Source organism: Polycladidibacter hongkongensis (assembly GCF_001561995.1).
In the GTDB taxonomy this organism is placed as follows: domain Bacteria; phylum Pseudomonadota; class Alphaproteobacteria; order Rhizobiales; family Stappiaceae; genus Pseudovibrio; species Pseudovibrio hongkongensis.
The window spans coordinates 343,913-364,754 of sequence record NZ_LLWC01000008.1 but is presented as its reverse complement, the minus strand read 5'-3'; the positions used below and the strand labels follow the sequence as shown (position 1 = coordinate 364,754).

General features: G+C 52.8%; 18 protein-coding genes. 3 read left to right on the top strand and 15 right to left on the bottom strand.

Features of this window, described 5'->3' with window-relative positions; translation table 11 throughout:
- Positions 1 to 137: 137 nt before the first annotated feature.
- Positions 138 to 683 carry a c-type cytochrome gene (locus tag AYK82_RS02895; RefSeq protein WP_068311148.1) on the bottom strand — a complete coding sequence of 182 codons (546 nt, stop codon included), beginning with the start codon at positions 681 to 683 and terminating at the stop codon, positions 138 to 140.
- A gap of 524 nt (positions 684 to 1,207) precedes the next feature.
- On the opposite strand from AYK82_RS02895, the gene AYK82_RS02890 reads away from it, so the two are divergent.
- Positions 1,208 to 2,098 (top strand): prephenate dehydratase, encoded by an 891-nt coding sequence (locus tag AYK82_RS02890; RefSeq protein ID WP_068311146.1) that lies wholly within the window; start codon positions 1,208 to 1,210, stop codon positions 2,096 to 2,098.
- 70 nt (positions 2,099 to 2,168) lie between these two features.
- Positions 2,169 to 3,176 (top strand): adenosine kinase, encoded by a 1,008-nt coding sequence (locus AYK82_RS02885; protein ID WP_068311145.1) that lies wholly within the window; start codon positions 2,169 to 2,171, stop codon positions 3,174 to 3,176.
- Between the two features lie 86 nt (positions 3,177 to 3,262).
- On the opposite strand, the gene AYK82_RS02880 is transcribed toward AYK82_RS02885, so the two are convergent.
- From AYK82_RS02880 to AYK82_RS02870, 3 genes are all read right to left on the bottom strand, one after another.
- Complete coding sequence (locus AYK82_RS02880) at positions 3,263 to 3,886, bottom strand: 2,3-bisphosphoglycerate-dependent phosphoglycerate mutase (protein ID WP_068311144.1); 624 nt, start codon at positions 3,884 to 3,886, stop codon at positions 3,263 to 3,265.
- A 34-nt stretch (positions 3,887 to 3,920) separates the two neighbouring features.
- The gene (gene dapB, locus AYK82_RS02875) at positions 3,921 to 4,727 is read right to left on the bottom strand and encodes a 4-hydroxy-tetrahydrodipicolinate reductase (RefSeq protein WP_068311143.1); all 807 of its coding nucleotides are present in this window, start codon (positions 4,725 to 4,727) and stop codon (positions 3,921 to 3,923) included.
- 98 nt (positions 4,728 to 4,825) lie between these two features.
- Complete coding sequence (locus tag AYK82_RS02870) at positions 4,826 to 5,302, bottom strand: cupin domain-containing protein (protein ID WP_068311142.1); 477 nt, start codon at positions 5,300 to 5,302, stop codon at positions 4,826 to 4,828.
- Positions 5,303 to 5,418: 116 nt separating this feature from the next.
- Here AYK82_RS02870 and AYK82_RS02865 point away from each other — a divergent pair, with 116 nt between their 5' ends.
- Entirely contained in the window at positions 5,419 to 7,404 is a 1,986-nt protein-coding gene (locus AYK82_RS02865) for an acyltransferase family protein (protein ID WP_068311140.1), read from the top strand.
- Positions 7,405 to 7,472: 68 nt separating this feature from the next.
- Here the strand turns inward: AYK82_RS02865 and pnp are convergent, their stop codons facing one another.
- The 11 genes from pnp to AYK82_RS02810 form a co-directional block, all read right to left on the bottom strand.
- The gene (gene pnp / locus AYK82_RS02860) at positions 7,473 to 9,587 is read right to left on the bottom strand and encodes a polyribonucleotide nucleotidyltransferase (protein ID WP_068311138.1); all 2,115 of its coding nucleotides are present in this window, start codon (positions 9,585 to 9,587) and stop codon (positions 7,473 to 7,475) included.
- 331 nt (positions 9,588 to 9,918) lie between these two features.
- Positions 9,919 to 10,188, bottom strand: a complete 270-nt coding sequence (gene rpsO / locus AYK82_RS02855; RefSeq protein ID WP_068311136.1) for a 30S ribosomal protein S15 — start codon at positions 10,186 to 10,188, stop codon at positions 9,919 to 9,921.
- A 214-nt stretch (positions 10,189 to 10,402) separates the two neighbouring features.
- The gene (truB, locus tag AYK82_RS02850; RefSeq protein ID WP_068311134.1) at positions 10,403 to 11,350 is read right to left on the bottom strand and encodes a tRNA pseudouridine(55) synthase TruB; all 948 of its coding nucleotides are present in this window, start codon (positions 11,348 to 11,350) and stop codon (positions 10,403 to 10,405) included.
- A gap of 12 nt (positions 11,351 to 11,362) precedes the next feature.
- A complete protein-coding gene (gene rbfA / locus AYK82_RS02845) occupies positions 11,363 to 11,782 on the bottom strand; it encodes a 30S ribosome-binding factor RbfA (RefSeq protein WP_068311132.1) in 420 nt (139 codons plus the stop codon).
- A 78-nt stretch (positions 11,783 to 11,860) separates the two neighbouring features.
- A complete protein-coding gene (gene infB / locus AYK82_RS02840; RefSeq protein WP_068311130.1) occupies positions 11,861 to 14,809 on the bottom strand; it encodes a translation initiation factor IF-2 in 2,949 nt (982 codons plus the stop codon).
- A 43-nt stretch (positions 14,810 to 14,852) separates the two neighbouring features.
- A complete protein-coding gene (locus AYK82_RS02835) occupies positions 14,853 to 15,464 on the bottom strand; it encodes an RNA-binding protein (protein WP_082733693.1) in 612 nt (203 codons plus the stop codon).
- A gap of 120 nt (positions 15,465 to 15,584) precedes the next feature.
- A complete protein-coding gene (gene nusA, locus AYK82_RS02830; RefSeq protein ID WP_068311125.1) occupies positions 15,585 to 17,243 on the bottom strand; it encodes a transcription termination factor NusA in 1,659 nt (552 codons plus the stop codon).
- 112 nt (positions 17,244 to 17,355) lie between these two features.
- Complete coding sequence (rimP, locus tag AYK82_RS02825; RefSeq protein ID WP_425272557.1) at positions 17,356 to 17,940, bottom strand: ribosome maturation factor RimP; 585 nt, start codon at positions 17,938 to 17,940, stop codon at positions 17,356 to 17,358.
- Positions 17,941 to 18,241: 301 nt separating this feature from the next.
- A complete protein-coding gene (gene trmB / locus AYK82_RS02820) occupies positions 18,242 to 18,928 on the bottom strand; it encodes a tRNA (guanosine(46)-N7)-methyltransferase TrmB (RefSeq protein WP_068311121.1) in 687 nt (228 codons plus the stop codon).
- A 51-nt stretch (positions 18,929 to 18,979) separates the two neighbouring features.
- Positions 18,980 to 20,164 carry a methionine adenosyltransferase gene (metK, locus tag AYK82_RS02815; protein ID WP_068311117.1) on the bottom strand — a complete coding sequence of 395 codons (1,185 nt, stop codon included), beginning with the start codon at positions 20,162 to 20,164 and terminating at the stop codon, positions 18,980 to 18,982.
- A 140-nt stretch (positions 20,165 to 20,304) separates the two neighbouring features.
- Entirely contained in the window at positions 20,305 to 20,712 is a 408-nt protein-coding gene (locus tag AYK82_RS02810) for a helix-turn-helix domain-containing protein (protein WP_068311116.1), read from the bottom strand.
- Between the last annotated feature and the right edge of the window lie 130 nt (positions 20,713 to 20,842).

Genomic DNA, 20,842 nt, shown 5'->3' with positions numbered 1-20,842 from the left:
ACGCGCGCTAATGAATTAAAACCACCTGAAAACACCTCAAAAAGTCAGGTGCAATAGCCAAGGCAAAACGCTGGTCGCAAACCAAAAAGGGCCAGCGAAACGCCGGCCCTCTAATTGCATTAGCAAGTTTTACAGCGCTAGTTAATTGGCGCAGGAGATGCTGAAAGCGAGCGCAGATATGCAAGCAGGGCAGCGCGGTCTTTTGCTTTTTTCATGCCGCCATAGCTCATTGCAGTGCCCGGGATGTGAGCTTTTGGATTCTTGATGAATTCGTCAAGCTGCTCGAATGTCCAAGCAGGATTAGCCGCTGCATACTCTTTCATCGCTGTGGAGTAAGAGAACCCCTCATGCGCCGCAGGCGTGCGGTTTACGATTTCCCAGAGGTTTGGACCGACTTTGTTTTTGCCGCCTTCATCGAAGGAGTGACAAGCCGCGCATTTTTTCGCTTGTTTCTTGCCTTTATCTACTGATGCCGAAGCCAGCAGATCCAACGCAGTTTCTTCAACAGGTGCTTCGCCGCCAGCATCAGCCGGTGCAGATGCATCCGCAACCTCGATCTGGTAACCGCGTTTTTGCTCGCCATGAGGCGCGAAAATTATGTCTGTCAGGATGCCGATGCCCATGAAGGTGACCAAGGCGAACAGGATTGCAGCAGCAATCTTGTTCCATTCAAACGAATCCATGCTGAGTAGCTCCGATGTTTGGCTGGCGTGACGCGACCTTTTGTGGCTGCGTCATTTATTCTCAAGTTCAAATTTGAGGGGAAATTACAGTTAAACTGTGGCTTTTGTCCATAGATTTATTAGGAAATTTGCTAGTTGTTTCGGGTAATCAGCGCAAGACATCCGTTTAGCCAGCCAATCTTACGCGGGGTGCGCACTCTGTTGCAGCTGATTGCAATAGAAGATGGTGAGAAGTGGTTGTGTTTTTCTCTCCTTTCGCTGAGGTTTCTTGCTCCGCGCCACGTGACAACAAAAACATCGTGTAGCAAGCTCATATCGTGCTTATTTCAAAATTCCCATATGCCATTGAATTATAACTGCTTTATTGAAATCAAAGGCACCAGACCTGCAAAATGCCCTAGGGGCGACCTCTAGCTTCCTATTCAGACACTCCCATGTGAGGAGCGCTTGTTGTTGGAATCAGCTTCGCAATCCCTCCAGAATTGGATAAACAGAAGATCTTATCTCAGTTGCAAAGGTTGATTATGTCCGAACAGCGCAAGATTGTGTTTCAAGGTGAGGTTGGTGCAAATTCTCACATGGCCTGTAACAGCGTGTATCCTGACTATCAGGCAATTCCTTGCGCGACATTTGAAGACTGCTTTCAAGCAATGGAAAACGAACGCGCTGATCTGGCAATGATCCCAATCGAAAATTCGGTGGCGGGGCGTGTTGCCGACATTCATCACCTGCTTCCAGGGTCTTCGCTAAAAATCATCGGCGAGTACTTCATGCCCATTCGTTTTCAACTTATGGGTACTAAGGGTGCAAAAATTGATGAGCTCACGCATGTGCAAAGCCATGTTATGGGGCTGGGCCAATGCCGCAAGATCCTGCGAGACAATAATATCCTGCCCGTGATTGGGGCTGACACGGCTGGCTCTGCCCGACAAATCGCAGAGCGCAATGACCCTGCTTGGGGTGCACTGGCACCGGAACTTGCCGCAGATATTTATGGCCTCGACATCCTCGCACAGAATGTGGAGGATGCTGCGCACAACACCACCCGTTTCGTCATTTTGTCCCGTGAGGACAAAAAAGCCGTGAATACCGGGCAAGAAGTGATCACGACGATTGTGTTTCGGGTTCGAAATGTGTCTGCAGCCTTGTACAAGGCTCTCGGTGGTTTCGCGACCAATTCCGTGAACATGACCAAGCTGGAATCCTATCAGCTTGAAGGGCAATTCTTTGCCTCCATGTTTTATGCGGATATCGAGGGACACCCAGAGCAGGCTAATGTGGCTTTGGCTCTAGAGGAATTAGAGTTCTACTCTAGCGAGCTCAATATTTTGGGCGTTTACAACGCCAGCCCATTCAGGGCAAAAATTCGAGAACCCGAGGCCAACCGGGCATTGCGACCAACCCCTGGGCGCTAAGCGCGATCGCCTCCTTGACACGACCTAGGCGTCGGCGTGCTGCGCCCGCCGAGCCAAACGGGAACAGCTAATGTCCGAGTTTACATTTGATGCTCTTTGCATCGGCAATGCGATTACCGATGTGTTCTCTCACGTGGAAGAGGACTTTCTTGCCCAGCAAAACTTAAACAAAGCCTCAATGCGGCTGATTGATACGGAAGAGGCGTTGCGCCTATACGATCTCATGGGCCAGACCACGCGCATATCGGGTGGTAGCGCGGGCAACACTGCGGCGGGCATCGCCTCTCTTGGCGGCAAGCCTGCATTTCTGGGCAAGGTTGCCAATGACGAGATCGGGGAAAACTACGGCCATGACATGCGTGGCACTGGCGTTCACTTCGATACACCTCCGCTACGCGAAGACCTTGGCTCGGGTCGTTCCATGATCCTGATCACGCCGGACGGTGAGCGGACAATGAACACCTACCTTGGTGCTGCGACCAAGCTTTCACCTTTTGATGTGGACAAAGACGTGGTTTCCGGCGCATTTGTAACCTACATGGAAGGCTACCTTTGGGATGAAGAGCTAGCAAAGCAGGCCTTCTTGGAAGCCGCGAAGGTAGCGCATGAGGCCGATCGCATCGTGGCGCTGTCTCTTTCTGATAGCTTTTGTGTTGACCGCTTTCGTCAGGAATTTCTCACCCTATTGCGCGATGGCACCGTGGATTTGCTGTTTGCCAATGAGCATGAATTGAAATCACTTTACGAAACGAGTGATTTGGAAGCTGCGATTGCCAGTGTACGCGAAGACTGTGATCTGACCGCGCTAACTCTCGGCTCCGAAGGCGCTATGGCGATTTCCAGAGAAGAAACCGTGCATGTGCCCGCTACGGAAGTGGCCCAAGTGTCAGACCTTACAGGTGCGGGCGATTTGTTTGCCTCCGGTTTCCTGCTGGCATTGGCAAGAGACAAAAGCTTGAGCGAATGCGCCGAGCTTGGCTGCCTTTGTGCTGGCAATATTATTGAGCATGTGGGCGCGCGCCCAGAAAAACCGCTAAAGCAATTTGCGGAACAAGAAGGCTTCAAGCTGGGCGAATAGCCCCAGCGCGCAAGCCGGATACATGAAAAAGGCGGCCATAGAGCCGCCTTTTGCCGTTTGCACCCCGTCGGACACGAGAGGAGCTGTTAGGCTTTTGCCAAATCTTCAACAGAGAGGATCTTGCCGTTCTCATCGAGACGATAGATCACAGGCTTGCCAGTTGCCAGCTCGCGCTGCAGGATTTCCTCTTCGGAAAGACCTTCCAGCTCCATGATGATGGAGCGCAGAGAGTTACCATGCGCAGCGACGATCACCCGGTTACCTTCCAGAACCTTGGGAAGAATTTCTGCGTTGTAGTAAGGCAGTGTCCGCTCAGCCGTCATTTTCAGGGATTCACCACCTGGAGGTGGCACATCGTAGGAGCGGCGCCAGATGTGCACTTGCTCTTCGCCAAACTGCTGGCGCGCTTCGTCTTTGTTCATGCCAGTCAGATCACCATAGTCACGCTCGTTGAGCTTTTGATCTTTGGTTACTGGCAGGTCTTCTTGGCCAAGCTGTTCTTGGATCAGCTTCAAAGTGTGCTGCGCGCGGGTCAAGTCCGAGGTGAATGCCATATCGAATGACAGGTTCAAATCCTTCAGTTTCTTGCCAGCTGCGGTTGCTTCTTCAACGCCCTGCTCGGTCAAGTCGGGGTTTTTCCAACCGGTAAAGAGGTTCTTCAAATTCCATTCGCTTTGTCCATGACGGACGAGGACCAAAAGGCGTTCCATTTAAACTCTCCTCGGGAGGTTGAGAGGTTTGCTATTAAAGGCCGAGAACATCGGCCATGGAGTATAATCCCGGGTTCTTATCATGGGCCCAGAGGGCCGCTTTGACTGCACCGCGGGCAAAAAGCTGCCTGTCTGAAGCTTTATGCGTAATTTCGATACGCTCACTTTCACTTGCAAACATGACAGTGTGTTCGCCGATAACACTGCCGCCACGCAAAGTGGCAAAACCAATATCACCTCTGGTTCGCTCTCCGGTGATCCCATCGCGGCTGCGCACAGCGCGCTCAGCCAGATCGATTGCACGGCCCGCGGCCGCAGCTTCGCCTAGCATAAGCGCTGTTCCGGATGGCGCATCGACCTTGTGGCGGTGATGCATCTCCAAAACTTCAATATCAAAATCTTCATCCAATGCAGCAGCAGCTTTTTTCACCAAGCTTGCCAGAAGGTTTACTCCTAAACTCATATTGCCGGATTTGACAATGCGGGCTGATGTCGCGGCAGGGCGCAAGGCGTCCGTTTCTGCCTCGCTCATGCCTGTGGTGCCGATAATATGCACAAGACCGCGTTTGGCGGCTTCCTGCGCGAATTGCAGGGTTGCCTGCGGAGCGGTGAAGTCAAGAATCACCTGAGCATTATCAAAAACGGCAGGCAAGTCATCGGTTATTGTCACACCCAAAGGCTGCAATCCGGCAACCACTCCAAGATCCAAACCTAAATGCGGTGAATTTTGGCGTTCCAATCCAGCCACAACTACTGTGCCTTTGGCCTCTGCCGCAGCTTTGACCAAGGCTTGCCCCATGCGGCCGCCTGCACCTACCACAGCGATTTTTAGTTCACTCATGCCCCACACCTCTTCCATATAACAGCGTCGATATAGCAGTTTCACTCAGCAACGAAAAGACTTGGCGGTAACATTGCCGGATCCTTCCGGCATTATGCCTAGCCTTGGTAGGGATCGCCGTTTTTATGGTAGAATTTGTAGGAGCCTTCCGCTTCAAGTTTGGCCACAAGATCGTCGTTCGGGTAGCTCACGGTGTCTGGGCGGCTTCTGTCTCCAATTTCGAGATATAGCACCGGCCTATCAGATTTGTTTACCAATTGATGCGCCTCTCCACCTTTGGGAAACCCAGCACACATGCCAGCACTCAGGACCGTCTCGCACGAAGGTGTACAAAGGGTCGCGCTGCCTTCAATCACATAGACGAACTCATCTTGCTCGCTGTGGCTGTGCATTAACGCCGAGGCGCAGCCGGGCGGAAGCGATGCATAGTTTACGCCAAAGTTGCTCAGGCCAAAGCACTCGCCAATACGCGCGTTTTTTCTGCCCTGCACAGATTTTCGAAAAGCCTCAGGATAACCGGAGCGGCGCTCTTTCAAGCTAACATCACTCATCTGAATGATCTTAATAATTTTCATTAATTGCACCTTTAATCTATCTGGTGAAAACCACAAATTTCTAACAAAAATTCAATTTCCCGCGATATGTATGCAAGTAAATCCGTTGCTATGGACTTTGATCAAGGCACAACAGCATGAACATACCGATCTCCCTCTCTGCTGCGCGGGTACCCTCATCATTTCGCGAAGATATAGAAGGACTGAGGGGCATAGCCGTTCTGTTCGTGGTTCTATTTCACTTCGAGCTTTTTGGCTTTAAGGGCGGATTTATCGGAGTCGATCTCTTTTTTGTTTTGTCTGGTTTTTTGATGACGAAAATCCTATTCTCGTCAAAATTTAACTGGTCTCCTTCTGGCATTGTTGCCTACTACTTAAAACGCTTTTGGCGAATTGCTCCGGCCTACTATTTCGTATTTGTTGCTATTGTCGCTCTCTACTATTTATTGCCGTGGGGGATGGACCTTAGAGCATTTCAGAAATCTGCTATTGCCGCGAGTGCACTTTCCTACAATATACACGCACCATCAGATAGCGGATACTTTGCTACAGACGCCATTCTTAACCCGCTGCAACACCTATGGTCATTAGGAGCTGAGGTTCAATTTTATCTGGTTTGGCCACTAATTTTGTTCTTCCTCCGATCAAGGCCAGTCCGTTATAAAGCGCTCGCATTGGCGTCTGCTGCCGCCGTTTCTTTAATCGCCTGCCAGATACTGGTTTTTAAAGACCCGGAAGTCGCGTACTTTTCTATTTTAACTAGACTATGGCAGTTTGCTGTAGGCGGCATATGCGCAATCATTGTAGCGGAAAAAAAGTCTCTTCAAAGTGATCGGTTAGCAAATTCAGTTTGCTCTGTGTCACTGGCAGTTCTATTTGTGTGTGCTCTAACTTTGGGTGATGAGCATTGGCCATCACTTACCGCACTCGTGCCAGTTATCGCACTAAGTTGTTTGCTGATATTTGGGGCCCAAAACACTTCTTTTGCGGGAATGGTACTTAGCAGTGCCCCCCTGCGGTACTTAGGAAAAATTTCATACAGCCTTTACCTGGTTCACTGGCCGACTGTAGTTTTCACCAATTTAGCGCAAGACAACTTTTTAAATTCCATAGAGATAAGGTCGATTGCGGCCCTAGTTTCCATAGGATTGGCACACATTCTGTTTATCAGTATCGAAGCACCACTGCGCGTGAAGGGTTTACATCTGGATCGTTTAGCCAAGAAGTGTATTCCCATATTCGCTCTAGCTTTCTTTCCCTTTGCAACCGCGTGCCTAGTTTTTTCGCCGCCTGTGCTGCAAATGATCCCAAACGGCGCAAAAATCACTCAGGATCAAAACGAGTATTACTCATTTGAGGAAGAACATTGTAAGGATGGAAAAACACCTGCGGCATGTAACATTGGGGATACCAAATTTAAGCCCAGTTTAATCATTTGGGGTGACTCACATGGAAGAGCTGCAGAGATTGGCCTGCATAGCTTACTTAAAAGTAAGTCTTTGTCGGCAATTGCAGTCACCAAGTCGGCATGCCCACCGATGATTGGACATCGCGATCTAAATACCGAGTGTGCAAAGTTTTACAAGTCGATGGTCGAACCTTACTTACTCAAACCGGAAAGCCCCCAAAAGGTACTCATTGTGTCACGTTGGATGCAAATGCTTTCAGAAGAGGAACTCACAGGCAAAGGGTTCCTCACTTTTGAAGAACTGGGCAAACAGTATAGTGATTTACCTCGACCCTACAATTATCTTGAAAAAACTTTAGATATGCTCCGCGCTCAGGGAAAGCAAGTCATTCTTGCGACACAACCGCCGGAACTCGGTTCCAGTACGCGCTTTACTCAGTGTAGGAGAGCGTTTATGCGTCAGTGGGAGGAAGACTTGGAAGCATGCAATGTCTCACAATCCGATAATATCAACAAGCAATTCGAGATAGATAAGAATCTGAAAATTCTCGCAGAAAGATACGATAATGTGACTTTATTTGACCTGAAACAAGCGTTTTGTACCAATGGCGTTTGCACATTAGCGAGTAAGGATACGCTCTACTTAAACGATGATGACCATCTATCACCATCAGGCGCTCGTTACGCCTTCAAAAGCTTTGTAGATCAGCTTTAGTTAGCTCGAACAGCGACAAAAAAGGCCAGCTCGGGGAGCTGGCCTTTTTCTTTTTAGGAAAAGAAGGTTTAGTCTTCCTTCGGAATTTCCTTACCGGTTTCCTGATCGACCACTTTCATGGAGAGGCGTACTTTACCGCGCTCGTCAAAGCCCATGAGCTTCACGAACACCTTGTCGCCTTCTTTGATCACATCGGTTACCTTCGCCACTTTGCGCGGAGCAAGCTGGGAAATGTGAACCAGACCATCACGCGCGCCGAAGAAGTTTACGAATGCGCCGAAGTCTACAGTTTTAACAACGGTACCTTCGTAGATAACGCCAACTTCTGGTTCTGCTGCGATGGAATTGATCCAGTTCAGTGCCGCTTTAATGGCTTTGCCATCAGAGCTGGCAACTTTCACAGTGCCATCATCTTCGATGTTGATTTTCGCGCCAGTTTTCTCAACGATTTCGCGAATAACTTTACCGCCGGAGCCGATAACTTCACGGATTTTATCAACCGGGATCTGGATGACTTCGATGCGTGGAGCATGTTCGCCAAGCTCGGAGCGGGCTTCAGTGATCGCTTTTGCCATTTCACCAAGGATGTGAACACGGCCACCTTTGGCCTGCTCCAGTGCGACTTTCATGATCTCTTCGGTGATACCGTCGATCTTGATATCCATCTGCAGCGCGGTGATGCCGTTTTCGGAGCCTGCTACCTTGAAGTCCATATCGCCGAGGTGGTCTTCATCACCAAGGATATCGGAGAGAACTGCAAAGCGCTCGCCTTCTTTGATAAGGCCCATGGCAATACCAGCCACCGGCGCTTTCAGAGGCACACCTGCATCCATCAGGGACAGGGACGCACCGCAAACAGACGCCATGGAGGACGAACCGTTAGACTCGGTGATTTCGGAAACCACGCGCAGGGTATACGGGAAATCGTGGTGTGCTGGCAGCATTGGATTTACAGCGCGCCAAGCAAGTTTGCCGTGACCGATTTCACGACGGCCCGGGGAGCCCATGCGGCCTGCTTCACCAACAGAGTATGGAGGGAAGTTGTAGTGCAGCATGAAGGACGCTTTTTTGGTACCTTCCAGCAGATCAATGAACTGCTCGTCTTCACTGGTGCCAAGAGTTGCGACAACCAGACCTTGCGTTTCACCACGGGTGAAGAGCGAGGAGCCGTGCGCACGTGGCAGGATGCCAACTTCAGAAACGATTGAGCGTACAGTGCTCAGATCACGACCATCGATACGCGAACCGGTATCAAGGATACGGCCACGAACGATTTCCGCTTCTGCCTTTTTAAACAGATCTGAGACAACGTTTGCCTCTGGCGCACCTTCTTCACCGGTTACCAGCGCTTCAACCACTTTTGCTTTTACAGCATCAACGGCGTTTTTACGTTCTGTTTTCTGGATGATAGAGTAGGCTGCGCCCAGCTCTTCATTGGCGATCTCTTTAACCTTGGCAAATAGATCGGAGTGATCTGGCAAGTTGAGTTCGCGCGGCTCTTTTGCAGCGGTTTCTGCAAGCTTGATGATTGCGTCGATCACAGGTTGGAATGCCTTGTGGCCAAACATCACCGCGCCCAGCATCACCTCTTCAGAGAGTTCCTGCGCTTCGGACTCCACCATCAAAACAGCGTCGTTGGTACCTGCAACAACAAGATCCAGCTTGGTTTCTTCCATCTGGTCCAGTGTCGGGTTCAAGACGTATTCGTCATTGATGTAGGCAACACGTGCACCGCCGATTGGGCCCATGAATGGCACGCCAGAAATGGTCAGCGCGGCAGAGGATGCAACCATGGCCAGAATGTCTGGAGCGTTTTCCAGATCGTGGCTGAGAACAGTGATAACAACCTGAGTTTCGTTTTTGTAACCATCAACGAACAGCGGGCGAATTGGACGGTCGATCAGACGAGAAGTGAGGGTCTCGTGCTCGGAAGGACGACCTTCGCGTTTGAAAAAGCCGCCAGGAATGCGGCCAGCTGCGTAGGCTTTTTCCTGATAGTTCACGGTAAGCGGGAAGAAATCCTGACCGGGCTTTGCGTCTTTTGCAGAAACAACAGTCGCGAGAACCTTGGTCTCGCCGTAAGTGGCCATAACAGCGCCGTCTGCCTGACGGGCAACCTTACCGGTTTCCAGAACGAGCGGACGCCCGCCCCAATCTACTTCCACGCGATGAATATCAAACATATCTTTTCCTTGGGTTCGCCATCTGGTTGGCCCGAGGGCCCGTCTTGTTGACCAGACGGCCTTGTAACTTGTCTAAGAGGCGCAAGGCGGATCCCCGCGCCGTCGGAGTGGCATTCGGGCCGGTCTCCTATAGGCAAGACAGCGAGTAGCTTGAACTCATTCCAAGCTGCTGGCAATCCTGCCCCAAACAGGCGGCGACCTTTTTATGCTTAGCAGGTCTTGCCGCTGTGCCCACTCCTTGAAACCTGATAGCTTCGCAAGTGAACTCATGCTGCCCGCAAGCTGCAAGCTTAAGAAAAAGCGCGGTGAAGGCCACCGCGCTTAACCGCTCTTAGCGACGGATGCCAAGACGCTTGATCAGGTCTTGGTAGCGTGCTTCGTCTTTGCCTTTAACGTAGTCCAGCAGCTTACGACGCTGGGACACCATTTTCAGAAGGCCACGACGGGAGTGGTTGTCTTTTTTGTGACCTTTGAAGTGCTCAGTCAGAGCAGCGATGCGGTGGGTCAGAACAGCAACTTGTACTTCTGGGGAACCGGTATCGCCTTCTTTGATAGCGAATTCTTTGATCAGCTCAGCTTTTTTTTCAGCTGTAATCGACATCGGATTTTCCTTAGTTTGTGGCGGGAGACCCGCGTATTACAAAACCACTTATTTCAAGCGGGTGCCGCTACAGGCGGCGATTGCGCGCCCCGGCCATGCCAAGATGTCGTCTAGCATGGTCAGGCGAACAAAACTGGCCAGACTACGCGTCTGACGGGCGGAATATGCCGCAATAGGTGGCAAAACACCAGCAGATTCTCGCAGGGAGCCAAATCTAGAGTTTAAACACGCGTTTTGGCTGAAACTTCCCTTTTGACACCTCACCAAAGGCGATCAATTTGCCTGCATGGGTGACATAGATTTCTTCCGGGCCGATTGGCGCATCAGCTCCACGCAAAATAACGGGGTTACCACGCTGAACACGGCTTGCAGCGTCGCCCGTAATCACGACATTGCCCAGTTGATAGAGCGCCGTTTCCACGGGAAGCAGGCAATCCATCAGCTCGCCATTTTCGAGAGGGTCTTCGCTTTCAACATCCGCAGAAATTTCCTGCAAATCTTCCAGTGTCACCATATCTGCTTCACCAAACGGACCCACCAGCAAGCGGCGCAGATCAGTCACATAACCGCATGTGCCCAAGCGCGCACCCAGATCGCGAGCAAGCGCGCGCACATACGTGCCTTTGCCGCATTCGGCTTCGAACACGGCCCGCTGTTCATCTCGAATTTCGACCAAGCAGAGGCGGTGTACTTCAATTGGCCGCTCCGGAATTTCCACTTCCTCGCCCTCTCGCGCCAGATCATAAGCGCGATTGCCATCAATCTTGATGGCGGAGAACGCAGGCGGACGCTGCATGATCGTGCCTTCAAATTCGGGCAGGACCGCAAGAATTTCTGCTTCAGAGGGGCGAGCATCACTGCTGGCGATTACCTCACCTTCCGCATCGTCCGTGTTGGTCTGGGTGCCCCAAGTTACCTCGAAGCGGTAGACTTTATGGCCATCCATAACATAAGGCACGGTTTTGGTTGCCTCACCAAAAGCGATTGGAAGGCAGCCACTTGCCAACGGATCGAGCGTCCCTGCATGACCCACTTTTTCTGGATGGAATATACGCTTCAGCTGGCCGAGTGCATCATTGGAGGTTAGTTTTAGTGGCTTGTCGAGTACAAGCCAGCCATTTACCGGGTAGCGTTTTCTGCGTCGCTGCTGTTGGCGCGCCATGCGTCCTCGCTTTTATTCTTCTTCGTCAGCGGCATCACCGCTGTCAACATCTTGCTGCACGATCGGGTTGGCGAGCAGATTGTTGATGCGATCATCATCATCAAAGCGGGTATCCGCCACGAAGCGTAGATCACAGGAATATTTCATAGTTACACGGCGGGCCACTTGTCCGCGCAGGTATTTGCTGCTGCGTTTCAAACCTGCCAACACCCTGTCAATATCTCCTCCGCCAAGAGGCATCACCAAAACGGTGGCCCAACGCAGGTCTGGTGACATACGCACTTCGGGGATGGTGATAATGACGCCGTCCAAATCCGGATCGGCCAACTGGCCGCGGCTCAAAATATCGGAGAGTTCTTTACGTACAAGCTCCCCCACGCGCAGCTGGCGCTGGGAGGGTTGGCCTGCGAATTCATCGTGAGGTTTTGCCATTTTTCTTATCTCAGCAAAGGCGCCGGCACGGGAACCCCGCACCGGCGCATTATTCTTTAGGTTGACTATCAGCAGATATTAGAGAGAGCGGGCAATCTCTTCTACCTGGAAGCACTCAATCACATCACCAACGCGCATGTCTTTGTAGTTGGTGAAGTTCATGCCGCATTCCACGCCGGATTCAACTTCTTTGACTTCGTCTTTGAAGCGTTTCAGCGTACCAAGCTCACCTTCATGGATAACCACGTTGTCACGCAGCAAGCGAACTTGCGCGCCGCGCTGCACCACACCTTCGGTGACCAGACAACCAGCAACACGACCAATTTTGGTAATGTTGAAGATTTCTTTGATGTCTGCGTAGCCGAGGAACGTCTCGCGGCGCTCTGGTGCCAACATACCGGACATGGTGGATTTCACATCGTCAAGCAGATCGTAGATGACGCTGTAGTAGCGGATCTCGACACCTTCACGGCGCGCAGCTTCCTGCGCCTGCTTATTGGCACGCACGTTAAAGGCCATGATCGGCGCTTTGGAGGCTACTGCCAGAGTGATATCACTCTCGGTGATGCCGCCAACGCCTGAGGCGATTACACGGGCGCCGACTTCGTCGTTACCCAGCTCGTCAAGTGAAGAGGAAATCGCTTCAGCAGAGCCTTGTACGTCGGCCTTAACGATGAGCGCGAAGTCTTTTCGACCGTCTTCTTTGAGGCCTTTCATCATAGCCTCAAGCGACGAACGGGAAGACGCAACGCGCGCAGCCATCTTGTCGCGCAGCTGACGGTGACGATACTCGGAGATCTCGCGGGCACGCGCTTCGGTTTCTACAACTGCCATACGGTCGCCTGCTGCAGGTGTTGCCTGGAAGCCAAGAACCTCAACCGGCTTAGAAGGACCTGCTTCTTTAACCTGCTTACCGTTCTCGTCAAGTAACGCACGCACACGGCCCCATTCGGAACCAGCCACAACAATATCGCCAACGCGCAGCGTACCTTTTTGCACCAGAATGGTAGCAACAGGGCCGCGGCCTTTGTCGAGTTTCGCTTCGATAACAGTACCTTCAGCGACACGATCCGGATTGGCGCGAAGCTCCAGAACTTCCGATTGCAGCAGAACCATCTCGATCAACTTTTCGAGGTTGGTGCCCTGCTTTGCAGAAACTTCAACATCGATCACATCACCGCCCATGCTTTCGACAACGATCTCTTCGCGCAGAAGGTCGTTGCGAACGCGAGATGGATCTGCGCCAGGCTTATCCATTTTGTTGATCGCGATAATGATCGGCACTTCAGCTGCTTTTGCGTGCTGAATGGCTTCACGGGTTTGCGGCATGACACCATCGTCCGCTGCCACAACCAGAATAACGATATCGGTTGCCTTCGCACCACGGGCACGCATTTGGGTAAATGCCGCGTGACCCGGGGTATCGATAAAGGTCACTTTCTGACCGTTCTGCTCTACCTGATAGGCACCGATGTGCTGAGTAATACCGCCAGCTTCGCCAGAGGCCACGTTTGCTTTGCGCAAAGCGTCGAGAAGCGACGTTTTACCGTGATCAACGTGACCCATGATGGTTACGACAGGTGGACGAGACTGCAAGTTGACGTCGTCATCTTGAATATCGAACACACCTTCTTCAACATCAGCCTCGGAAACACGTTTTACGGTGTGGCCCATTTCAACGGCGATGAGTTCAGCGGTATCCGCATCAAGGATATCGTTGATTTTCATCATCTGACCCTGCTTCATCAGCAGTTTGATCACGTCCACTGCACGCTCGGTCATACGGTTAGCCAGTTCCTGAATCGTAATTGCTTCAGGAATGATCACATCACGCATCACTTTTTCGCGCTGGACGGTCTTCTGGCCGGCACGTCTTTCTTTTTCGCGTCGGCGACGCATTGAAGCGAGTGAACGGTTGCGTTCTCCCTCTTCACCGGTTGCGCGGGTGATGGTGAGTTTGTTTGAACGGCGGCGATCATCTGTCGTACGGCCCGGCGTTTTTGCCGGCGCTGCTGGACGTTTGTTCGCAGGCTTTGCGGCTGGCTTCAAGCCACGACGCTGGTTTGCTTCGAGCTCTGGAACTGGAGAAGCTGCTGCTGCGCCAGCTGGTGGACGAGGGCCACCTGGACGAGCACCGCGCGGCGGGCCATCTAGACGCGGCGGCTTGCCATCACGTTGTGGGCGCTGAGCACCTGCACGCGGGCCAGCCGCGCCACCTGGACGCGGACCACGATCACCAGCTCCGCTGCGCGGACCACGATCGCCAGCGCCGGAGCGTGGGCCACGGTCACCTTCACGGCGAGGAGGGCGATCCCCTTGCGGGCGGTCGCCATGCGGACGGCGATTGCCTTGCTGGCCACCTTCGCTACGGCCACGTGCCGGTGCGCGTTGATCCCCACGCGCTTGCACAGGTTTTTCGCTAGCTGGCTTTGCTTCTGCCGGCTTAGCGGCGGCCTCCGCAGCAGCTTTTGCTTTTGCAGCGGCTTCGGCCTCTGCTTTGGCCTTTGCTGCAGCTTCTGCCTCCGCAGCTGCTTTTGCAGCCTCGGCAGCGCGCTGGCGTGCCTGCTCTTCGCGGCGTTTTTCTTCTTCTACACGGCGTTTGGCGTCTTCAACTTCGCGAACCTGCGCGAGTTTCAACGCTTCCAAGCGGGCATCTGCCTCTGCTTTAGAAAGCGTACGACCACCAGCACCGCCATTGCCGCCACCTTGACGACGATCATTGCCGCGGCCATCACCGCGACGATTGCCCTCGCCCTGACGGCGATTGCCGGACTGGCCGCGACGTGGCTCTTGCTTGCGCTCTTGCCGGGCAGGAGCGCCAGATGAGGCGCTTGCAGAACCGCCCGAGGCGCCTTCCTGGCCGGGAACGACGACGCGACGCTTTTTCTTCTCCACGACGACAGCCTTTGACCGGCCATGGGAGAAGCTCTGCTTAACCGTGCTTTTTTCGCCTGAGCCGGATTTCAGCCCAAGCGTTTTGCGTTCTCCGCCAGTTGGTTTGCCGTCTGTGTTCTTGGTATCGCTCATATTGCCTTTAGTCCTGTGCTGCTGCACCCTTTGACTTGGTCATTTAACAAAACAGCGGAGTTTCTCGATAAGTCGCAAGGCGCTGCGCTTGCTTCAAGAAGTTCCTGCCAGCCTGACCATTCAGCAGTGCGGCATGTATCACATTTTCCCGTCCCAATGCCAAACTCATTTGGTCCGAGGTAAACAGACGAACTGCCCCTTGCAGGTTCGCCTTGCCAATTACGCCAGCGGCACGGGCCGCCAATTTCTTTACGCCGTCTTCGGAAGCATCCACGGCGTGTACCAGAGCAATCACGTCTCCCGATGCGAGAGCCGCCTCAACCTTTGTAAAGCCGGTTGTTAGGTTTCCGGCTTTGCGGCTGATGGACATTGCCGACAATGTCCCTTGTTCCAGCAGTTGTTCCAGTTGGTCGGCCAAACCTTCTTCAGCGTTTACCTGCTCCTTAAAGCCCCGGGCGAATACACGGCGCTTTATTGCCTCTTCGACCTTTGATCGGGTGGCTGTAACCCACACTCCCCGACCGGGAAGCACATTCTTCACATCCGCAACAACGGTGGCATCAGGCCCCAAAACAAACCGCACCAGCTCTCCAACCGGCATAGTCTCGCGCGTAACAGCGCAAGTGCGCTCGGTTGGCTCATTCTTCCTTGGCACGGTCTCGTTTACCCGTTTGCTTTTTGTCTTATTCTCGTATCTGGCGGCGCTGACGGGCCTTCCCGTTGCGCGGCGCCATATTGTTGGGCATCGGACACCCGAGGCCCGATGCCATTTATTTTAGGCTTCGGTCTCGTCTGCCCGCATGTCTTGCGCCAATTCTTCGTCGGCGTCAACCATTTCAGCGTTTTCAGCCTCGAATTCGCCTTCTTCTTCAGGCTGTGGCAGATCTGCCTCATCAATCCAGCCAGCAGCAACGCGGGCGGACATGACGATAGCTTCTGCATCTGGACGGGACATATCGAACTTGGAGAGCGCGCCATCAACAGTGATGGTTTCGCCCTTTTTGCGTTCAGTCCAGCCGATGAGGTCATCAGCTGAACACCCTGCAAGATCTTCCAAGGACTTGATTTCGTCCTTACCAAGTGCAACCAGCATTGCTGTTGTCAGGCCCTGAATTTCAAGCAGCTCGTCTGTAACGCCAAGCGCGATGCGCTCTTCGTTCAGCTTTGCTTCTTGCTCTTCCAGATATTCACGCGCACGTGCCTGCAGCTCTTGAGAGGTTTCCTCATCGAAGCCTTCGATAGCGGCGATCTCTTCAATCTCCACGTAGGCGACTTCTTCAATCGAATCGAAACCTTCAGAGGCCAGCAGCTGGCTCACGGTTTCGTCGACATTGAGCGCTTCTTGGAACAGCACCGAGCGCTCTTGGAATTCTTTTTGACGGCGCTCGGATTCTTCCTGCTCGGTCATGATGTCAATGCCCCAGCCAGTAAGCTGTGAGGCAAGGCGCACATTCTGGCCGCGACGACCGATTGCCAGCGATAGCTGGTCGTTTGGCACAACCACTTCGATGCGCTCGGATTCATCATCCAACACAACTTTGGCCACTTCGGCCGGCTGAAGCGCATTCACGATGAAGGTCGCAGCGTCTTCATTCCAAGGAATGATGTCGATTTTTTCGCCTTGCAGCTCACCAACAACCGCCTGAACACGCGAACCGCGCATACCAACACAGGCACCTACCGGATCGATTGAGCTGTCATTCGACAATACCGCAATCTTTGCGCGGGAACCGGGATCGCGCGCCACAGCTTTGATCTGGATAACACCGTCATAGATCTCTGGCACCTCCTGCGTGAACAGCTTTGCCATGAACTGTGGGTGGGTCCGCGATAGGAACACCTGCGGGCCGCGCTGCTCTCGGCGCACATCATGAATGATGGCGCGAATGCGATCACCATTGCGGAAGATTTCACGCGGGATCAATTCATCACGGCGACAGATGGCTTCGCCCTTGCCGGTGTCTACGATAACATTGCCGTATTCAACACGCTTTACAACAGCATTGATGACTTCGCCGATACGATCTTTAAACTCATCATACTGGTGGTCGCGCTCTGCTTCACGTACCTTCTGCACAATGACTTGCTTTGCTGACTGTGCGGCAATGCGGCCAAAATCGAGCGGTGGCAAAACGTCTTCAATATGCTCGCCTAGTTCGATCTGTGGCTGGCGCTCGCGCGCGTCAACCAAAGCGATCTCGGTTGAGTAGTTCTCGACAACTTCGACAACTTCCAACAGGCGGCGCAAGGTGATTTCACCTGTACGCGGATCGATGGTCGCGCTGATCTTTGTCTCGGTTCCATACCGAGAACGTGCCGCTTTCTCGATTGCATCTTCCAACGCACCGATCACAATGGTGCGATCGATTGCCTTTTCGCGGGCAACCGCATCAGCAATCTGCAACAGCTCAAGACGGTTTGCGCTGATAGCCATGTCTCATCCACTCCTTCGTGCGCCCTTTTGATGCAATGTGCGGCGCAGGTCATTTTTATGCATGCAGCGGTTGCTTCTGAGCTGCGCTGCTTATTCGCGTATTTAAGAGAGCCTAGTGATGCAAATAGGTGTCATCGCCCGATGGTTCACCTCGCGCTTCTTTGGCGGCTTTATCAGCCTGAAGCGCAGCGTCAATTAGATCGTCGGTCAGTACCAAGCGGGCGGACCCCATATCCTCTATTGGCAATTCCACCTGATCGGACTGGCCGGTTGCCACATCAGCCAAGCGAATCTTAGCGGACGCACCCTCTGCACCGATAATCTGACCACGGTAGCGCTTACGCCCCGCCTGAGCGACACGCATTTCGATTTTCACCTCGTGCCCGGCCCAGCGCTCAAAGTCGCTGGCACGCACTAGCGGGCGGTCAATGCCGGGGGACGAAACTTCTAAGTGGTAAGCGCCGCTGATCGGATCGTCGACATCGAGCGCAGGGGAGACAGCATTTGAAATAGCTTCACAATCGTCAACAGACATGGTGCCGTCCGGGCGTTCAGCCATAATCTGCAGGGTACAACCATTGTTCCCGTTGACTTGAATGCGGACCAAACGATAGCCCAGATCCTCGACAACAGGCTCAACAATGAGCGCGACACGCGCTTCCAAGCCCTGTTCTTTTATTATTCTTGCTTCCACCAGACCCACGTATAACCTTTCGCCTTGCTATTGCTCACATGCAACAGCTTTTGTTACGGCTCAAGTTTGGGTTACTGTCAGGCTGGGTTTACATATTCACCTAACAAAAAAGAGCGGGTCCCGAGGGCCCACTCTCCGAATGCTCCAACGAGCCGATAGAGATTTGATGGCTCCACTATATAGGAGCGGGAGCAGAATGCAACAAAAAATACAAAGCCGCGTTTGCGCCTCACTCTCTCGCAGCTCCTCGCGCTTTAACTCCCTACCTTTTGCAGTACAAAAGCGCGAGGCATTGCAAATCACACTAGCCGCGACGGAAAGTCAGGTAGCGCCCGATGCGGCCCTCACGTATCGCTTTGCGTTCATAGCGAGTGCCGGGCCAATTCGACCACGGTGTGCGCCAATCTTCTGCGCACTTCGCAGTCCATTCGAAATCCGGGTGCTCGCGGCAATGCTGCAACGTCCAATCTACGTAAGTGTCGATATCACTTGCGAAGCGATATTCACCGCCCGGCTTAAGGGCCCGTGCAATACGGCTCAGGTTTTGCTGATTTACAAAACGCCGCTTCCAGTGCTTTTTCTTCGGCCATGGGTCAGGGTAAAGTTGATAAACCACATCAAATTGCCCTGCAGGAAGCCAATCCAGCAGCTTGGTCGCATCATCATCATAGATAAGCGCATTTTGCAAACCTGCGTCGTGGACGTTTGCTATGCCTTTAACCAAACCACCCTGAAAAGGTTCGACGCCGATAAAGCCGATATTCGGGCTTTCTTTCGCTCGGTGAATGAAATGCTCGCTGCCACCAAACCCGATTTCCAAATACACCTTCTCTACTGGCGCATTGAATAGGCTGCGCAGGTCTTTCGGCGCTGGCCCTTCCAGATCGAAAGTTATGGTTGGGAAGAATTCTTCCAACAAGCTGGTTTGGCGGGTGCTGAGGGGCTTGCCGACACGGCGGCCAAAGAAAGAGCCCTTATAGTATTCCGTCATGGTATTTGTCAGAGCTGGCCACCGATGGCGGCCAGCGCATCCTTTTGCAACTTACGCGTAAACTTTTTCTACCGCATCGCGCAGGGCATGAACCAGATCCAACCGCTCCCATGAGAAGCCACCATCTTCCTCAGCTTCACGACCAAAGTGGCCATAGGCTGCGGTGCGGGCATAGATTGGCCGGTTTAGCTGCAAGTGCTCACGGATCCCTCGCGGGGTCAGCGACATCACTTCGCGCACAGCGGATTCGACTTGTGCTGCTTCTACACGACCAGTGCCATGCAGATCAACAAAGATCGACTGTGGCTCTGGAATGCCGATGGCGTAAGAAAGCTGAATGGTGCAGCGATCAGCCAAATCAGCAGCGACAACGTTCTTCGCCAGATAGCGGGCCGCATAAGCCGCAGAGCGATCGACCTTGGTCGGATCTTTGCCCGAGAACGCGCCGCCGCCATGCGGGGCAGCTCCACCATACGTATCGACAATGATCTTGCGGCCGGTCAGCCCGCAGTCACCATCAGGCCCGCCAATGACGAATTTCCCTGTCGGATTAATGTGCCAGATGGTGTCATCGCGAATCCAGTCTGCAGGTAGCGCTGCGCGGATGTATGGCTCGACCACTTCCCGAACATCTTGCGAGCTTATGTTCTCGTCAAGATGCTGCGTGGAGAGCACGATTGAGGACACTGCAACAGGGCGCCCATTTTCGTAACGGACAGAAACCTGACTTTTCGCATCTGGACCCAGAACCGGTTCGCGTCCAGATTTGCGCGCTTCAGCCAAGAGACGCAAGATTTTGTGTGAATAGAGAATAGGTGCCGGCATCAGCTCCGGCGTTTCACGGCAAGCATAACCGAACATTATGCCCTGATCGCCTGCGCCCTCTTCCTTGTCATCGCCAGCATCAACGCCTTGCGCGATATCAACAGACTGGTCATGCAAGAGCACTTCAACATCCATATCCTGCCAGTTGAAGCCATCTTGCGCATAGCCGATATCTTTTACCGCCATGCGCGCAAGGTGAGAGATATATTCTTTGGTGATATGGGCCGGGCCGCGCGTTTCACCCGCAATCACCAAACGGTTGGTGGTGGCGAGGGTTTCGCAGGCCACTCGAGCCTCGGGCATTTCTTTCAGAAATGCATCTACGATACTATCAGAGATCCGGTCACAAACTTTGTCCGGATGCCCCTCCGAGACGGACTCGGAGGTAAACAGGTATGTCTGACGAGCCATTGGCAAGCGTCCTTCTGGGAAGATAAAAGTACAAAGCGGTGATCATGAGCACCGCTTCGCGTACATCAAACAATCTTTCGCAGAAAGGTCAAGCCCAAACCCTGATTGCATAGGGGCCCTGATTACTTAGGGGCTTGGATCTAGTCTCCATCGCCCGCGATAGCACGCACCAAATCAACGATCTTTTTACGGACCTGTGGATCCTCGATACGCACAAACGCCTTATTCAGAGCAAGGCCATCGGAGGACGACAAGAAATCAACCACATAGCTGGTTTGTGAATTGTCACTCATACCCGGGCGTTCGTCAGGCCCGCCGGGTGCATCCTCGAAGAAGAAAGCGACAGGAACCTTGAGAATTGTCGCAATGTGTTGCAAGCGACTGGCCCCAATACGGTTTGTGCCTTTTTCGTATTTCTGGATTTGCTGAAAGGTAATTCCGAGGCTTTCGCCAAGTTTTTCCTGACTCATTCCTAACATCATGCGACGCAACCTTACGCGGCTGCCAACATGGATATCGATGGGATTAGGTGCTTTTTTACTGGGCATTTTCAGCGGCCCTCTTGTTCTCGTGTTGTGCTTTGCCAGATGACAAAGGGGGTTACCGTTGATTACTTTGATGTGATGATACAGTGCCGCAGCAATCTATACCACTAGGGTTTTTCAGAGCTTATCACCT

Bases quoted from the DNA above. Each gene is read 5' to 3' on its own strand.
- AYK82_RS02895 (WP_068311148.1), bottom strand. From the start codon at position 683: ATGGATTCGTTTGAATGGAACAAGATTGCTGCTGCAATCCTGTTCGCC.
- AYK82_RS02890 (WP_068311146.1), top strand. From the start codon at position 1,208: ATGTCCGAACAGCGCAAGATTGTGTTTCAAGGTGAGGTTGGTGCAAAT.
- AYK82_RS02885 (WP_068311145.1), top strand. From the start codon at position 2,169: ATGTCCGAGTTTACATTTGATGCTCTTTGCATCGGCAATGCGATTACC.
- AYK82_RS02880 (WP_068311144.1), bottom strand. From the start codon at position 3,886: ATGGAACGCCTTTTGGTCCTCGTCCGTCATGGACAAAGCGAATGGAAT.
- dapB (WP_068311143.1), bottom strand. From the start codon at position 4,727: ATGAGTGAACTAAAAATCGCTGTGGTAGGTGCAGGCGGCCGCATGGGG.
- AYK82_RS02870 (WP_068311142.1), bottom strand. From the start codon at position 5,302: ATGAAAATTATTAAGATCATTCAGATGAGTGATGTTAGCTTGAAAGAG.
- AYK82_RS02865 (WP_068311140.1), top strand. From the start codon at position 5,419: ATGAACATACCGATCTCCCTCTCTGCTGCGCGGGTACCCTCATCATTT.
- pnp (WP_068311138.1), bottom strand. From the start codon at position 9,587: ATGTTTGATATTCATCGCGTGGAAGTAGATTGGGGCGGGCGTCCGCTC.
- rpsO (WP_068311136.1), bottom strand. From the start codon at position 10,188: ATGTCGATTACAGCTGAAAAAAAAGCTGAGCTGATCAAAGAATTCGCT.
- truB (WP_068311134.1), bottom strand. From the start codon at position 11,350: ATGGCGCGCCAACAGCAGCGACGCAGAAAACGCTACCCGGTAAATGGC.
- rbfA (WP_068311132.1), bottom strand. From the start codon at position 11,782: ATGGCAAAACCTCACGATGAATTCGCAGGCCAACCCTCCCAGCGCCAG.
- infB (WP_068311130.1), bottom strand. From the start codon at position 14,809: ATGAGCGATACCAAGAACACAGACGGCAAACCAACTGGCGGAGAACGC.
- nusA (WP_068311125.1), bottom strand. From the start codon at position 17,243: ATGGCTATCAGCGCAAACCGTCTTGAGCTGTTGCAGATTGCTGATGCG.
- trmB (WP_068311121.1), bottom strand. From the start codon at position 18,928: ATGACGGAATACTATAAGGGCTCTTTCTTTGGCCGCCGTGTCGGCAAG.
- metK (WP_068311117.1), bottom strand. From the start codon at position 20,164: ATGGCTCGTCAGACATACCTGTTTACCTCCGAGTCCGTCTCGGAGGGG.
- AYK82_RS02810 (WP_068311116.1), bottom strand. From the start codon at position 20,712: ATGCCCAGTAAAAAAGCACCTAATCCCATCGATATCCATGTTGGCAGC.